Genomic DNA, 13,181 nt, shown 5'->3' with positions numbered 1-13,181 from the left:
TTTGGAGGAGGAAGACATGAAACTGACGAAAGCCCTCGGGCTCGCATTTTGCCTGGCGCTGGCCACCACCACGGCCCATACCAGCGTCCGCGCGCAGGAGATCACCCTGCGCTCTGCCGATATCCATCCTGATGGCTATCCGACTGTCGAAGCAGTCAAATACATGGGCGACCTCGTCAAGGAACGCACCAGCGGCCGCATCGGCGTGCAGGTGATGAACAACTCGGTTCTCGGCGGCGAGAAGGACACGATCGAGCAGACCCGTTTCGGCGTCATCGACATGAACCGCGTCAATGCCGCGCCGTTCAACAACCTCATCCCCGAGACGGTCGTTCTTGGCCTGCCCTTCCTGTTCCGCTCGACCGACCACATGCATAAGGTCGTAGACGGCCCGATCGGCGACAAGATCCTTGCCGCCTTCGAACCGCACGGCCTGATCGGTCTGGCCTACTACGACAGCGGCGCGCGCTCCTTCTACACTACCAAGAAGCCGGTCGAAAAACTGGCCGACCTCAAGGGCATGAAGATCCGTGTCCAGCAGTCCGACCTCTGGATCGCGATGATGCAGGCCTTCGGTGCCAACCCGACGCCGATGCCGATGGGCGAAGTCTACTCGTCGCTGGAAACCGGAGTTGTCGACGGCGCTGAAAACAACTGGCCGTCCTACGAATCGGCCCGTCATTACGAGGTCGCCAAGAACTATTCGCTGACCCAGCATTCGATGAACCCGGAAATTCTGGTCATGTCGAAAGTCTCCTGGGACAAGCTGACGCCCGATGACCAGAAAGTCATCCGCCAGGCCGCGAAGGACAGCGTCGTCAAGATGCGCGAACTGTGGGCTGCCCGCGAAAAGTCTTCGGAAGAAAAGGTCCGCGCCGGCGGCGTCAAGGTCATTACCGTCAACAAGGACGAGTTCTCGGCCGCGATGAAGCCGGTCTACGACAAGTTCGTGACCGACGCGAAGATGAAGAGCCTGTTGGAAGAAATCCAGGCCGTCAACTGACAGCCCTGATCGGCCGGCCCCGCCACACCGGGGTCGGCTGTGCTTTTCCGACATCGGGGAACGTGTCGGGCTTTGGAGGACGGGACAATGCGAAATTTCATGCAGGCGATAAGACCTGTTCTTAGCATGATCAGCCGATCATCATTGTGGATCGCCGGTATCGGCATGGTCTCGATGACCCTGATCGTCGGCTGGCAGGTTTTCAGCCGTTATATTCTCAACGATAGTCCCAGCTGGTCGGAGCCGTTGTCGCTCTATCTGATGTCCTGGTTCATCATGCTTGGCGCTGCGGTCGGTGTGCGCGAAAGCGTCCATCTCGGGCTCGACGTTGTTCGCTACATCATGCCGCCAGCCATCCAGCGGGCCATGGACCTGCTCAGCCTCGGACTGATCGTGCTGTTTGGCATCGGCATGGCCTATTACTCATCGCTTCTGGCGATCGGGACCTGGACGGCGCGCATCCCCGTTCTCGGATGGCCTGGCGGTACGGATTTCTTTCCGATGATCGTCGGTGGCGCAATGATATCGATCTTTTCACTCGAACGTTTCATCGACGTCGCGATCGGCGAGGAAATCGCAGCGGACGTACTTGTGCAGGAGGCCGCATAATGGCCTATACCATTCTTTTCGGCGCCTTCACCTTTCTGATGATCATCGGGATGCCGATCGCATTTTGCCTCGGCATCGCATCCTTCGCGACGGTGCTCTATATCGGCCTGCCCCCGATCGTCGTTTTCCAGCAGATGAATTCCGGCATGAACGTGTTTGCCATGATGGCGATCCCGTTCTTCATCTTCGCAGGCGACCTGATGGTACGCGGCGGTATCGCAACTCGGCTGATCCGCTTTGCGGCCGGCCTGGTTGGCCACATGCGGGGTGGCCTCGGCCAGGTCAACGTGGTCGCTTCGACCCTGTTCGGTGGCATTTCCGGTTCTGCGGTGGCCGACGCTTCGGCGGTCGGCGGCCTGATGATCCCGCAGATGGCAGCTCGCGGCTATGACCGGGATTATGCTGTCAACGTGACGGCAAATGCTGCGATCATCGCGCTGATGATCCCGCCGTCGCACAACATGATCCTTTATTCGATCGCAGCTGGCGGCAATGTCTCCGTCGCCGATCTCTTCACCGCGGGCATCATTCCCGGACTGCTTCTCGCCGCCGCATTGATGGTCACGGCCTGGTGGGTTGCCGTCAAGCGCGGTTACCCGGCGGACCCGTTCCCCGGCTTCAGGCGTGTGGGTTACTATTTCCTGGCGTCGCTCCCGGGCATCCTCCTGATCGCCATCATTTTCGGCGGTGTCCGCTCGGGCGTGTTCACGGCAACGGAAAGCTCCTGTATCGCGGTACTCTACGCCTTCCTTGTCGCGATGATCGTCTATCGCGAACTGAACTGGGATGGTTTCGTCGAAGCGGTTATGGGTGCTGTCCGCACCACGGCAATGGTCTTGCTGGTGATCGGCATGGCTGCCTCGTTCGGCTGGCTGATGGCTTTCCTGCAGGTCCAGACGCTGATCATCGCCGCGATCTCCGCCATCTCGGACAATCCGATCATCGTGCTCTTGATGATCAATATCATCCTGCTGGTGCTCGGCACGTTCATGGACATGGCGCCGATGGTGATCATCGCAACGCCGATCCTGCTGCCGGTCGTCAAGGCGTTCGGCATCGATCCCGTCCATTTCGGCGTGGTAATGATCCTCAACGCCGGTATCGGACTGAACACGCCTCCGGTCGGAACCGTGCTCTTCGTCAGCTGCGCGGTGGGCGGGATCACCATCCGCGAAGCCATGAAGACCATCTGGCCGTTCTTCGGCGCCAGCATCTTCGTGCTGCTGATGGTCACCTATATCCCCGGCCTCTCGCTCTGGCTGCCGGCTCTGTTCAAGTAGGCCGAGGCTGTTCAAGTCGGATAGTCATCGCTCCTGAAATCAAAGGTCCCGTCCAGCACGGGACCTTTTGCATTTTGGAGATGTCAGGCTACAGTCCGGCTTTGATTTGATCCGGATATTTGCTCATGACCGATACCGTTACCGACCGCTTCCTCCGATACGTCGTCATCGATACCCAGTCGGATGCCTCCTCACCCACCCAGCCATCGACCTCGAAACAGCTGACGCTCGGCCGTGTTCTGGTCGCAGAACTGCTGGAGATCGGCCTCTCAGATGCGCATCTCGACGAACACAGCTATGTCTATGCGACGGTGCCATCCAATACGGGTAAGAACAACGTGCCCGTCGTCTGCTTCTGCGCGCATATGGATACGGCACCTGACTTCAGCGGCACCGATGTCAAGCCGCAGGTAATCCGTAACTACCAGGGCGGCGATATCGCACTTCCCGGCCACGCGGGTCGCGTGATCCGCGAGAGCGAGCACAGGGAACTGAAGAACCAGATCGGCCACGACATCATCACCTCCGACGGCACGACGCTTCTCGGCGCCGACGACAAGGCGGGGCTGGCCGAGATCGTCACGGCCGCGAAATACCTGATCGACAACCCCGACATCAAGCATGGCGCCATCCGCCTCCTGTTCACGCCGGACGAAGAGATCGCCCGCGGCGTGGAAAAGGTGGATATTCAAAAGCTCGGCGCCGATTTTGGCTATACGCTGGATGGCGAAACAGTCGGCACGATCGAGGATGAGACGTTTTCTGCCGACGCGGTCGAGATCGCCATCACTGGCGTCGCGATCCACCCCGGTTTCGCCTACGGAAAGATGGAAAACGCGATCCGCATCGCCGGCGCCATCGTCGATCGCCTGCCAAAACACATGGCGCCGGAAACGACGAAAGGCCGGGACGGCTTCATCCATCCGACGGATCTGAGCGGCAGCATGGAAAAGGCAAAGATCAGCCTGATCATCAGGGACTTCGCCGACGAGGGTTTGAAAACCAAGGAGACGTTGCTCGAGGATATCGTCAAGGACGTCATGCACGACTATCCCGGTTCGACCTACACGTTCACCGTCATCGAACAGTATCGCAACATGAAGCTGGTGCTCGACCGTCATCCTGAGATCGTCGAGAATGCGATCGATGCGATCAAGCGGGCCGGTCTGACGCCGAAGCGCGGCAGCATCCGCGGCGGCACTGACGGTTCAAGGCTATCCTTCATGGGCCTGCCCTGCCCCAACATCTTTGCCGGCGGCCATGCATTCCACTCCCCGCTGGAATGGGTCAGCAGCCAGGATATGGAAAAGGCGGTCGACACGATCGTTGAACTGGCCAAGCTCTGGGAAGAGCGCGCCTGAGCCTATGTACGCAACCGTACAGTCTTTGCCGACATGAACACGGATCTGGAACCTAAGCGAGCCTCGCGGGTATGAATAAAAAGCTCGCTAGGTACCCACATGCCCCGATTTTATTTCCACGTTCGTGACGGCAAAGATTTGATCGAAGACGAAGAAGGCAACGATCTTCCGGATCTTCCAAGCGCCCTGGCCGAGGCCGAGGCGTCTGCGCGCGAAATCATGGCCGACCGGTTGCGACAGGGTCGTCCTTCCGTCTCACCAATGATTGAAGTCCGTGACTACAAGGGAACGAAGGTTGGGGAGTTCTCCCTGCCGGCTGCGACAAACTGAGGTCGACTTCTACCTCAAGGGTCCGATCAGACGCTCGTATTCCCGCTCGCATTCCCCGTAGGCATCTTTGGCGAAATCCTCGAGTGCGCTACGGTCTCTGACGATGATCATGCCACGCTCGGAGTAGATCAGCTTGCGACCCTCGAGCAGATGCAGTGCCGTCGTCACGCTCGGTCGGCGGACAGCCAACATGATCGAGAGGAATTCGTGGGTAAGGCTGATCTCGTCGCCGTCGGTCCGATCGTGACACATCAGGATCCACCGGGCCAGACGTTCGTCGATGTGATGGACGGCGTTGGACAGTGACGTGTAGGCCCCCTGGACCGACAGGGCCTGGCTGTAGCGCGTCAGAAGGTTGAGACAGGCGCGATCCTTTAGAGCCAGCTTCAACTGATCTGAGGCCAGGCGGTAACCACGGCCCTCCACTTGCATAAAGATCGAATAGGGGTCCGATTCCGCGTCGAGAACCATCGCCGTGGGGGTCATTCCGTCGCGACCAAAAATTCCGATCTCCGCATGCTGCCCTTGCGGAGACCTCGCCACAATCGAGGCGATACCGGATTCCGGGAAATAGGCGTGCAGGGGCGTTTCGTTCGGAGCCGATAGCTCGGTTCCACGCGGAAGATCGACATGTTCGAGATGCGGCGCAATTGCTTCGAAGCTTTCTCGGGGCATCAGCCGGAGAAGCGAATTCCGGACCGTATCTTTCTGAATGTCACCCATCGCCAACCCTTGAAGGCAGAGACCAGCCTGCTCGGCCTATGGAGATATCTCCGCCTGAATAGAATGATTCCATCTATGTCCATAAAATAAGCGAGACAACCCGCTTCCCAACGTCGGTACGCTATCAGACCAACGGACAAAGTCCGAAGCAAATTGATTAGAACAATCCGCGCTTTCAACACAGTGACCCTTTGGAACTGGTTTGTCGAAACATATGATTTTATTGCTTGAAGATCAGCCGCTCATTTCGTTGGATATCGAGGACGCGCTCGGGGCTGCTGGGCTGAATAGCGTCATCAATTTACGCTCGAAACAAGCTGCGCTGGAATGGCTGCAGAAGAATGTTCCGAGCATTGTCATTCTCGATCTTCATCTGACCGATGGTGACTGCTACGCGGTCATCCAGGTGTTGCATGACGCTCGCATCCCATTCGTGGTCTACTCGGGCAGTGAAAAGCCGCAGGACTGGGAAAACGAGCTCTTCAGCGATGGCGTCTGGATTGACAAGCCGGCCGATCCAGCGTTCATCGTTTCCGTCGTCGAGCAGAAGCTCGCCGCGGTTTCAGCCAGAGCTTAGACTGACGCTGACATCTCCATCACGCGCTGATATTCAACCTCACCTCCGCCATAGCAGTCGGCTGCGAGTTTCTCCAGCGCCGGACGGTCTCGCACGACAATCGTTCCCCGATACGAATGGATCATTTGCCGACCTTCGAGCACATGCAGCGAGGTCGTTACACTCGGACGCCGGACGGCAAGCATGATTGCCAGGAATTCGTGTGTGAGGTTGACTTCGTCGCTGCCCGTGCGGTCGTGACACATCAGGATCCATCGGGCCAGACGCTGCTCGATCGTCTGGGTGGCATTGGTCAGCGCAGTCAGAGCAACCTGCACCGAAGAAACATGCGCCCACCGGAAAAAGACCCGGCGTATCTCCGGCCTGCTCCAGATGAGGTCAACCAGCTGCCCGACCTCAATGCGTGCGCCGTGCCCCGGAACCTGCATGATGACCTTGTACGGGTTGCGATCGGATCCCAGTATCGCCGACGCGGGAGACATGCCTTCCCGCCCGAACAGTCCGATCTCGGACTGCTTGCCGCGCGCAGAGATCGCGACGGTCGACCCAATCCCCGAATAGGGGAAATAGCAGTATCGGTCGACTTCGTCCGGTCCGGAAAGGAGCATGCCCTGCGGCAATTCGAGCTCCTCCATGCAGCGTTCCGCGTGCGAGTAGTCGTCCTCGGACAACAGGGATAGCAGCGTGTTGGGTGATCGCATTGGTTTTCACCCGTCCTCTGTGATCGTTACCCTGTTATATTTGGATCACGAAGTCGATCTTTGTAGCCCCCCGGGAGCACTTATCGTGCGGCTTCGAGATCCAGTCTTTCGAGAACCAGATCGGCGCCCTTCGATTTCTCCAGCACCAACCGAACATTCGGCATGTCGTTTCCGTGGATCTTGTCTTCGAACGCCTGGCCGGCCAGACCGTAGAACGTCCATCGCGCCTCCAGACGCCGTTGCAACTCCTCGATCGGCGGGGCGAGCAGGATCCGGTAGTCGAACAGCGGTGCAAGACGCTCCCAGCCACCCTCGCCCAGCAGAAGATAGTTGCCCTCGATCACGATGAACCGATGGCGTGGCGAGACGACCCGTGCCGCAGCGATCGCGAGTTCGCGCGACCTGTCGAACACGGGCACGAGCACTTCATCCTCGGCCGCTTTCACGGCCTGGACGACATCGATAAAACCGCGCAGGTCGAACGTATTGGGCGCCCCCTTGCGGGCGAGCAATCCGCGCTCCTCGAGAATGCCGTTGTCCATGTGGAAACCATCCATCGGCAGGACTTCGGCTGTTTCCCCCCGTCCGGAGAGCTTGGATGCCAGAATGTCGGCCAGTGTCGACTTCCCCGCTCCGGGCGGTCCTGCGACCGCGATGAGCGAGCGAGACTTTCCCTCCTCCGTCTTCAGGATAAAGTCGCACAGTTCGTCGAGTTGCATGTCCGCCATCGCTATTGCCTTTTCGTTTGCCCACTCATTCCCGACGCGGTCGTTTCATTCAAGATGCGCGTGACGAAATATACCGTCGCGCGACAATCCAGCAGCCGGCAGCCCAGGCTGCACCCGCACACCACCCCGCCATCACGTCTGTTGGATAGTGAACGCCGAGATAGAGGCGGCTGAGACCGACCAGCAGGGTCAGCAGGATGCCGGTCGCGAGGAAAAAGATGCGGGTCGAGCGATATTGTTCGGCACGGGACAGCAGCGCCGCAAGGGTGAGATAGGTCACCGCCGAAAGCATCGCATGCCCGCTCGGGAAGCTCAGGTCGTGGACATTGACGAGATGCGGTACGATGTCCGGCCTTGGCCGCGCCACGCCGAGCTTGAGAAGGTTGCTGAGCAGCCAACCGCCGAGAATGGATAGAAACATGAAGACGGCGATCGAGCGGCGGCCCGCGAGCAGAAGATAGATCGTGGCAAGCACGGTCATAAGCGATAGCACGGTAATGCCGCCAAGCGCGGTGATGTCACCGACGGCATGGGTCAGCCAGTAGGGCCCGATGGGCACCGAAGGGTCGCCTGCCTGGCGCAGAGCAAGCAGTATCCGTTCGTCGAATTCGTGCGTTTCGCCATCGATCACGATACCGGTCAGGCTGATGAACAGGAAGAGGCTACCGGCCAGGAGTGAGAACATGATCAGGCCAAGAGGCTCAAACGTCATGAACCGCTCGGCAATGATCGTTCTCAGGCGTTGCAGCACGGCATCGTCTCCGGGTTTGCATCATCAGCCGCGATGGCGACGACGTCGTTGTCGGTTTCATTGCTGCAACAGATAGGCAGAAGAGACGTGAAGGCAAAGAAGGTGCATGAAGAATGTGTTGTGGAGGCATCATCGCTCCTTTCGCGACACGGCCACAATTGATCCTGCTTTCGGCTGCCATAGGTATGGCTCAATCAATCGAGGCTCCGGGGCATTGCTGAAGACAGGAATTTTGGAACGCTGGAACCAACAGACGCTGGCGCGGCAATTTCTGTTTGCCGGCGGCATCGTGTCCATCGTTGCAATGCTGCTGGTCGGCGCCTTCGTGACGAACCTCATCGAGGACGCGGTCACACGCAATTCTGCGGCCACCACCGCACTCTATGTCGATAGCATCATTGCGCCGATCCTGCCGGATCTCAAGACAACGGACACGCTCGACGACGTGACCAACCGGGTTCTCGACGAAACCTTCGGTCAGGGCGCTCTCGGGAAGCAGGTCGTCTCCTTCAGGCTGTGGCGCGCAGACGGCACCGTTCTCTATGCAACGGACAAAACGATCCAGGGCAAACGTTTCCCGCCGGGCAAGGATCTGACCGCAGCCTTTTCCGGCAAGATGGTCGCACAGTTCGACTATGTCGATGATGCCGAAAGTTTCGATCAGCGCAGTTTCGGAAAGCCGCTTCTCGAAATCTACAATCCGATTCTGCAGCCGTGGTCCGGCGAGGTGATCGCGGTCACGGAATTCTACGAAATCGCCGATGATTTCCAGCAAAGCCTGTCGCAGGCGCGCCTTCAGAGCTGGCTGGCCGTCGCCGGGGTCACGACGACGTTCTTCCTGCTTTTGTCGGCGATCGTCTTCAAGGGCAGCCGGATGATCGAGGCGCAGCAGCGCAGCCTCACGGAGCGGGTGGTGGATCTGCAGAGCCTGCTGACCCAGAACAGGACCTTGCACAGCCGTGCACAGCGCGCGTCGCAACGCGCAACAGCGTTGAACGAAGGCTACCTGCGGCGGCTGGGTGCCGACCTGCACGACGGCCCGGCCCAGCTTGTCGCCTATGCGGCGCTGCGCGTCGACAGCGCGCTCCTGGTCGATCCGGAAGCTCCCCGCGATGTCCGGGAAGCGGAGATTGCTGCAATCAAGGCGCGCTTGCAGGAAGCGATGGATGAGATCCGCAGCATCTGCAGCGGGCTTGTCCTGCCGCAGATCGAGACGGCAGCTGTGCCGGAAATCCTCGAAAAGGTCGTTGGCGCTCACCGCGAGCGGACTGCGGCGACCGTTGACCTCAACGTCGCATCGCCCGCCAGACCGCTTCTTCCTTCCGCCAAGATCTGTATCTACCGGTTTGTCCAGGAAGCGTTGAACAACGGATACAGGCACGCCGCTGGCGCAAACCAGACAGTCACCCAAACCTACGAAGGCAACATGATCATTGTCGAGGTAAGCGACGATGGACCCGGCTTCGACAAATCCACTATGAGGCCGGAAGGATTAGGGATCGCTGGTCTCAGGGAGCGGATTGAAAGCCTCGGGGGAACCTTTGATCTCGCGACGTCTTCTCGTGGAACAACGGTCAGAATGTCGCTGAACGTTCATGAATCGGAGCATGTATGAAAGCCCCAACCAGAATAGCCGTCATCGACGACCATCCGCTGTTTCGCGAGGGAGTGATCCGCAGCCTCTCTGAAATGGAGGGTTTCGAGATCGTGGCGGAAGGTGGCTCTAAGGACGAGGCGCTTCATATCGCCGAGCATATACGCCCCGACGTGATGCTGATGGACATCTCGATGCCCGGAAACGGACTGCAAGCTGTCGCCGGCGCCGTCGAGGCCTGGCCCCCTATCAAGATCGTCATGCTGACCGTATCGGAAGCCAACGAGGACATTGCAGGTGCCCTGAAGCTTGGAGCCAAAGGCTATGTTCTGAAAGGCATCGGATCCCGCGAACTGGCCGATGTCGTCCGCACCGTTGCCTCTGGAGAACCCTACCTGGCCCCTAGCCTCTCCGCCCGGCTTCTCGCCGGCATGGCAAAGGAACGGGAAAATGCCGCCAAGCAGGATCTGATGGCGGAATTGACGGATCGCGAACAGGAAGTCCTCAACCTCGTGGCATCGGGTCTCAGCAACAAGCGGGTGGCGCAACTGCTCGATCTGCATGAGAAGACGGTCAAGCACCACATGACGCGCATTCTGTCGAAACTCAAAGTCTCCAACCGCACCGAAGCAGCGCTGGCCCTTCGCGATGCGACCGAAAGTCGGACGGGCGGAGCAGCCTAGTGCGGTATCCGTTAGCGGCTTAGCGTCTCAAGTCTCTTTCGGTCCGATCGTGTGGCCTCGCGGTTCACGATCGGTCTTTGCCGTGAATCCCGCATCTCGTACCGATCGCCTGAGATCCGCTCAGTGGTTCCGTTCGCATGACGAACAGACAGCGAGCGCGAATTCTTAGAGGTCTTCTTCCGTCCTTCGGCCGAGACGTCCGGTGTCTCGGGTGTCGTTCCGATCGCATTGTCCTTTTGGGTGCCGGTGTTCTGCGGTCCATCAGTCACGGCTCCATTCGCCGGAGCATCCGAGGGTGTCCCCGACGTTCCGGCATTTTGCGCGTCCCCGCGATTGCCCTCTCCCGGCGCACCGCTACCAGAGCCGCCCTTGCCCCCGTCACCCTTCGATCCGCCATCCGCGCCGTCACCCGCTGAGCCGCCGCTCTGCCCTGACCCGCCTTGGCCTGAACCACCTGGGCCAGAGCCACCGGGACCAGAGCCACCCGAGCCAGAACCACCTTGCCCCGAGCCACCCTGACCCGAGCCTCCCTTGCCACCATTACCGCCGGCTCCGCCCCCAGACCCTGCACCGCCATTGCCTTGCGCCTGTGCCTGGGCGATGCTGATCAGCATTCCATCCGACGCCACATCGAAACGAAGCTGCACAGGCAGAAACACCGTGACGAATGCTGCGGTGGTGACGGCGGTGAGTATGTCTCGGCGTGTGATCATCTGTTGGCTCTTCAAATGTGCCGTGACAAAGGGCGCATTGCCCGTCGTATCGGCCTCTTGCCACATGAGGTGTCAGCATCCCGCCTGCGCAGTGCACTGAGTATTTGAAATCCATCGGCCGCCGGAATTGTTCCGTCTTTTCCGTCTCTTCGGCAAGATCAGCGAAGTGTCAGCCTTTGGTCCCATACCGCACAGGACTGAAGCCCAATGGCTGGAACGAACCACCCGCTCGGCCATTGTCAGGTCGTATCAAGGCGCTGAACACATTATCCTTTTGGGTATCAGGACATCGCTATACTCATCCAGAACGGGGTCGAAAACGACCGTTGCATCTGGCGGAACATAAAACTGCCGGGCCGGTCCCGTCGCAGGCATCGAAAGGTAAACGTTATGAAAACGAAGATCCTCGTTCTTTCTACCCTTCTTAGCATCGGCATTGCGCCGGTCGCTATGGCGCAGCAGGGCACGGTTAATGGTGCAGCAGGCGGCGCGGTTACCGGCGCAATCGTCGGCGGACCTGTCGGCGCAGCCGTTGGTGGCGTCGCTGGCGCGATCGTCGGCAGCGCAATCGATCCGCCGCCGCAGCGCGTCGTCACCTATGTCGAGCAGCAGCCGATGCCAACCGAACGCGTCGTCGTCAAGGAGCGCATCGTGGTCGGCCAGGCGGTTCCTGAAACCGTCGTTCTCTCGCAGATCCCAGAAGCGCCGGAATATTCCTACACGGTCGTCAACGAGGAACGCGTGATCGTCGATCCGCAGACCCGTAAGGTCGTCCAGATCATCCGCTAATCGCGGTCGAAGGATTTCCCGTCAGCCTCGCCTTCCGAAAGGAATGCGGGGCTGATTTGCATTCAGACGCCGGTCATCGGCGACGAACCCAGACCGCGCAATGCGACTTCGATATCGTTACTCGATGCGCAACTTTTCGCCCCATCTCGCTCGCAATTTGGAACAAACGTGGTGGTATTCAGTGGGCCGACCGCTAATATCCAACGTGACCCAAAGGCGGCGCCCGACCGGGTATGTCGCCGTCAACGATCACAATGCGAAAAGCACTGGAGGACTTCATCATGAGCCTGCGTATCAACGACATTGCCCCGGACTTTACTGCCGAAACAACCCAAGGTACGATTGAATTCCACAACTGGATCGGCGATGGCTGGGCGGTTCTCTTTTCCCACCCCAAGAACTTCACGCCCGTCTGCACCACCGAACTCGGCACGATGGCGGGGCTCGAAGGTGAATTCACCAAGCGCGGCGTCAAGATTGTCGGCATCTCGGTCGATCCCGTCGAAAGCCACGGCAAGTGGAAGGACGATATTCGCACGGCAACCGGCTACGATGTCGATTATCCGTTGATCGGCGACAAGGATCTCAACGTCGCGAAACTCTACGACATGCTGCCGGCAAGCGCCGGGTCATCGTCTGAGGGCCGCACACCTGCAGACAACGCGACGGTACGTTCCGTCTACGTCATCGGTCCAGACAAGAAGATCAAACTGATCCTCACTTACCCGATGACAACAGGTCGCAATTTCAATGAAATCTTGAGGGCGATCGATTCGATCCAGCTGACGTCAAAGCATCAGGTCGCAACGCCTGCCAACTGGCAGCAGGGCGACGATGTGATCATTACGGCAGGGGTTTCGAATGAGGATGCGCTTGCTCGTTTTGGATCGTTCGACACGGTTCTTCCGTATCTGCGCAAGACGAAGCAGCCGTCGGCCTAAGCCCTACGGTCCACAATGTGAAACAGGCGCATGGAAAAAATCCATGCGCCTGTTTCAGGTCTAATTAGTCGCGCTCAGCGGCACTGTACAGAAGGAAGCCGATTGCGGCTCCAATCGCAAGCGCGCCGACGAGTGCGCCGGTTGCGGTACCCGGGTTGCGGCGTACGACCTCCGAAATGTCATGGCTGCCGTGCTGCAACTGCCGCGCCACCTGGCGGGCACGCGGCGCGAGATAGCTGGATGCCTCGCTTGCCGAAGAGCTGGCCTGTTTCATGAGAGCCGAACGCAGGTCGGCGAGCTGATCGGACAGACGATCGATGTCGGAGGAAATATCGCGAGCCATGGGGTATCCTTCTTGATAGGTGAATGACTATCAACGGGTACGTCGCGAGGTGGTT

Annotated in this window: 16 protein-coding genes; 10 read left to right on the top strand and 6 right to left on the bottom strand. The window is 59.2% G+C overall.

Going from position 1 to position 13,181, the window contains the following annotated elements; all coding sequences use genetic code 11:
- Nucleotides 1-16: 16 nt before the first annotated feature.
- The 5 genes from IFT59_RS05650 to IFT59_RS05630 all read left to right on the top strand — a co-directional run bounded on the left by IFT59_RS05650 (nucleotide 17) and on the right by IFT59_RS05630 (nucleotide 4,583).
- Nucleotides 17-1,003, top strand: coding sequence for a TRAP transporter substrate-binding protein (locus tag IFT59_RS05650; RefSeq protein WP_062456018.1), 987 nt, complete (start codon nucleotides 17-19; stop codon nucleotides 1,001-1,003).
- Nucleotides 1,004-1,090: 87 nt separating this feature from the next.
- The gene (locus tag IFT59_RS05645; RefSeq protein WP_062456015.1) at nucleotides 1,091-1,612 is read left to right on the top strand and encodes a TRAP transporter small permease; all 522 of its coding nucleotides are present in this window, start codon (nucleotides 1,091-1,093) and stop codon (nucleotides 1,610-1,612) included.
- The gene (locus IFT59_RS05640) at nucleotides 1,612-2,892 is read left to right on the top strand and encodes a TRAP transporter large permease (protein WP_192086310.1); all 1,281 of its coding nucleotides are present in this window, start codon (nucleotides 1,612-1,614) and stop codon (nucleotides 2,890-2,892) included. The genes IFT59_RS05645 and IFT59_RS05640 overlap by 1 nt, the downstream gene beginning before the upstream one ends.
- 125 nt (nucleotides 2,893-3,017) lie before the next feature.
- Nucleotides 3,018-4,253, top strand: a complete 1,236-nt coding sequence (gene pepT / locus IFT59_RS05635; protein ID WP_192086309.1) for a peptidase T — start codon at nucleotides 3,018-3,020, stop codon at nucleotides 4,251-4,253.
- A gap of 99 nt (nucleotides 4,254-4,352) precedes the next feature.
- Nucleotides 4,353-4,583: a DUF6894 family protein gene (locus IFT59_RS05630; RefSeq protein WP_062456007.1), complete on the top strand. Its 231-nt coding sequence runs from the start codon at nucleotides 4,353-4,355 to the stop codon at nucleotides 4,581-4,583.
- 9 nt (nucleotides 4,584-4,592) lie between these two features.
- Here IFT59_RS05630 and IFT59_RS05625 read toward each other — a convergent pair whose 3' ends face one another.
- Nucleotides 4,593-5,306: a Crp/Fnr family transcriptional regulator gene (locus IFT59_RS05625; protein ID WP_062456004.1), complete on the bottom strand. Its 714-nt coding sequence runs from the start codon at nucleotides 5,304-5,306 to the stop codon at nucleotides 4,593-4,595.
- A 202-nt stretch (nucleotides 5,307-5,508) separates the two neighbouring features.
- On the opposite strand from IFT59_RS05625, the gene IFT59_RS05620 reads away from it, so the two are divergent.
- Nucleotides 5,509-5,883, top strand: a complete 375-nt coding sequence (locus IFT59_RS05620; protein ID WP_192086308.1) for a response regulator — start codon at nucleotides 5,509-5,511, stop codon at nucleotides 5,881-5,883.
- Here the strand turns inward: IFT59_RS05620 and IFT59_RS05615 are convergent.
- The 3 genes from IFT59_RS05615 to IFT59_RS05605 form a co-directional block, all read right to left on the bottom strand.
- Complete coding sequence (locus IFT59_RS05615; protein WP_062581192.1) at nucleotides 5,880-6,584, bottom strand: Crp/Fnr family transcriptional regulator; 705 nt, start codon at nucleotides 6,582-6,584, stop codon at nucleotides 5,880-5,882. The genes IFT59_RS05620 and IFT59_RS05615 overlap by 4 nt on opposite strands.
- Before the next feature lie 80 nt (nucleotides 6,585-6,664).
- Nucleotides 6,665-7,312 (bottom strand): nucleoside triphosphate hydrolase, encoded by a 648-nt coding sequence (locus tag IFT59_RS05610; RefSeq protein ID WP_446737805.1) that lies wholly within the window; start codon nucleotides 7,310-7,312, stop codon nucleotides 6,665-6,667.
- Between the two features lie 49 nt (nucleotides 7,313-7,361).
- On the bottom strand, nucleotides 7,362-8,024 hold the full coding sequence (locus tag IFT59_RS05605; RefSeq protein ID WP_062457946.1) for a phosphatase PAP2 family protein: 663 nt from the start codon (nucleotides 8,022-8,024) through the stop codon (nucleotides 7,362-7,364).
- A 271-nt stretch (nucleotides 8,025-8,295) separates the two neighbouring features.
- On the opposite strand from IFT59_RS05605, the gene IFT59_RS05600 reads away from it, so the two are divergent.
- Nucleotides 8,296-9,678 (top strand): sensor histidine kinase, encoded by a 1,383-nt coding sequence (locus tag IFT59_RS05600; protein WP_325262364.1) that lies wholly within the window; start codon nucleotides 8,296-8,298, stop codon nucleotides 9,676-9,678.
- On the top strand, nucleotides 9,675-10,340 hold the full coding sequence (locus IFT59_RS05595; protein ID WP_192086306.1) for a response regulator: 666 nt from the start codon (nucleotides 9,675-9,677) through the stop codon (nucleotides 10,338-10,340). Before IFT59_RS05600 ends, IFT59_RS05595 begins: the two co-directional genes overlap by 4 nt.
- An 11-nt stretch (nucleotides 10,341-10,351) precedes the next feature.
- On the opposite strand, the gene IFT59_RS05590 is transcribed toward IFT59_RS05595, so the two are convergent.
- Entirely contained in the window at nucleotides 10,352-11,053 is a 702-nt protein-coding gene (locus tag IFT59_RS05590) for a hypothetical protein (protein ID WP_162734960.1), read from the bottom strand.
- A gap of 390 nt (nucleotides 11,054-11,443) precedes the next feature.
- Between IFT59_RS05590 and IFT59_RS05585 the strand changes: the two genes are divergently transcribed.
- Both IFT59_RS05585 and IFT59_RS05580 read left to right on the top strand, forming a co-directional pair.
- Nucleotides 11,444-11,842: a DUF1236 domain-containing protein gene (locus IFT59_RS05585; RefSeq protein ID WP_062455989.1), complete on the top strand. Its 399-nt coding sequence runs from the start codon at nucleotides 11,444-11,446 to the stop codon at nucleotides 11,840-11,842.
- 281 nt (nucleotides 11,843-12,123) lie between these two features.
- Nucleotides 12,124-12,783, top strand: a complete 660-nt coding sequence (locus IFT59_RS05580; RefSeq protein WP_092660551.1) for a peroxiredoxin — start codon at nucleotides 12,124-12,126, stop codon at nucleotides 12,781-12,783.
- Nucleotides 12,784-12,847: 64 nt separating this feature from the next.
- On the opposite strand, the gene IFT59_RS05575 is transcribed toward IFT59_RS05580, so the two are convergent.
- Nucleotides 12,848-13,126 carry a hypothetical protein gene (locus IFT59_RS05575; RefSeq protein ID WP_062581198.1) on the bottom strand — a complete coding sequence of 93 codons (279 nt, stop codon included), beginning with the start codon at nucleotides 13,124-13,126 and terminating at the stop codon, nucleotides 12,848-12,850.
- Between the last annotated feature and the right edge of the window lie 55 nt (nucleotides 13,127-13,181).

This window comes from Rhizobium sp. CFBP 8752 (assembly GCF_014842035.1).
Classification (GTDB): domain Bacteria; phylum Pseudomonadota; class Alphaproteobacteria; order Rhizobiales; family Rhizobiaceae; genus Neorhizobium; species Neorhizobium soli.
The sequence above is the reverse complement of the archived record's forward strand: the minus strand, read 5'-3'. Positions and strand labels throughout refer to the sequence as shown.

Excerpts from the sequence above, each read along its gene's own strand:
- IFT59_RS05650 (WP_062456018.1), top strand. The coding sequence starts at position 17 with ATGAAACTGACGAAAGCCCTCGGGCTCGCATTTTGCCTGGCGCTGGCC.
- IFT59_RS05645 (WP_062456015.1), top strand. The coding sequence starts at position 1,091 with ATGCGAAATTTCATGCAGGCGATAAGACCTGTTCTTAGCATGATCAGC.
- IFT59_RS05640 (WP_192086310.1), top strand. The coding sequence starts at position 1,612 with ATGGCCTATACCATTCTTTTCGGCGCCTTCACCTTTCTGATGATCATC.
- pepT (WP_192086309.1), top strand. The coding sequence starts at position 3,018 with ATGACCGATACCGTTACCGACCGCTTCCTCCGATACGTCGTCATCGAT.
- IFT59_RS05630 (WP_062456007.1), top strand. The coding sequence starts at position 4,353 with ATGCCCCGATTTTATTTCCACGTTCGTGACGGCAAAGATTTGATCGAA.
- IFT59_RS05625 (WP_062456004.1), bottom strand. The coding sequence starts at position 5,306 with ATGGGTGACATTCAGAAAGATACGGTCCGGAATTCGCTTCTCCGGCTG.
- IFT59_RS05615 (WP_062581192.1), bottom strand. The coding sequence starts at position 6,584 with ATGCGATCACCCAACACGCTGCTATCCCTGTTGTCCGAGGACGACTAC.
- IFT59_RS05610 (WP_446737805.1), bottom strand. The coding sequence starts at position 7,312 with ATGGCGGACATGCAACTCGACGAACTGTGCGACTTTATCCTGAAGACG.
- IFT59_RS05605 (WP_062457946.1), bottom strand. The coding sequence starts at position 8,024 with ATGACGTTTGAGCCTCTTGGCCTGATCATGTTCTCACTCCTGGCCGGT.
- IFT59_RS05595 (WP_192086306.1), top strand. The coding sequence starts at position 9,675 with ATGAAAGCCCCAACCAGAATAGCCGTCATCGACGACCATCCGCTGTTT.
- IFT59_RS05590 (WP_162734960.1), bottom strand. The coding sequence starts at position 11,053 with ATGATCACACGCCGAGACATACTCACCGCCGTCACCACCGCAGCATTC.
- IFT59_RS05585 (WP_062455989.1), top strand. The coding sequence starts at position 11,444 with ATGAAAACGAAGATCCTCGTTCTTTCTACCCTTCTTAGCATCGGCATT.
- IFT59_RS05580 (WP_092660551.1), top strand. The coding sequence starts at position 12,124 with ATGAGCCTGCGTATCAACGACATTGCCCCGGACTTTACTGCCGAAACA.
- IFT59_RS05575 (WP_062581198.1), bottom strand. The coding sequence starts at position 13,126 with ATGGCTCGCGATATTTCCTCCGACATCGATCGTCTGTCCGATCAGCTC.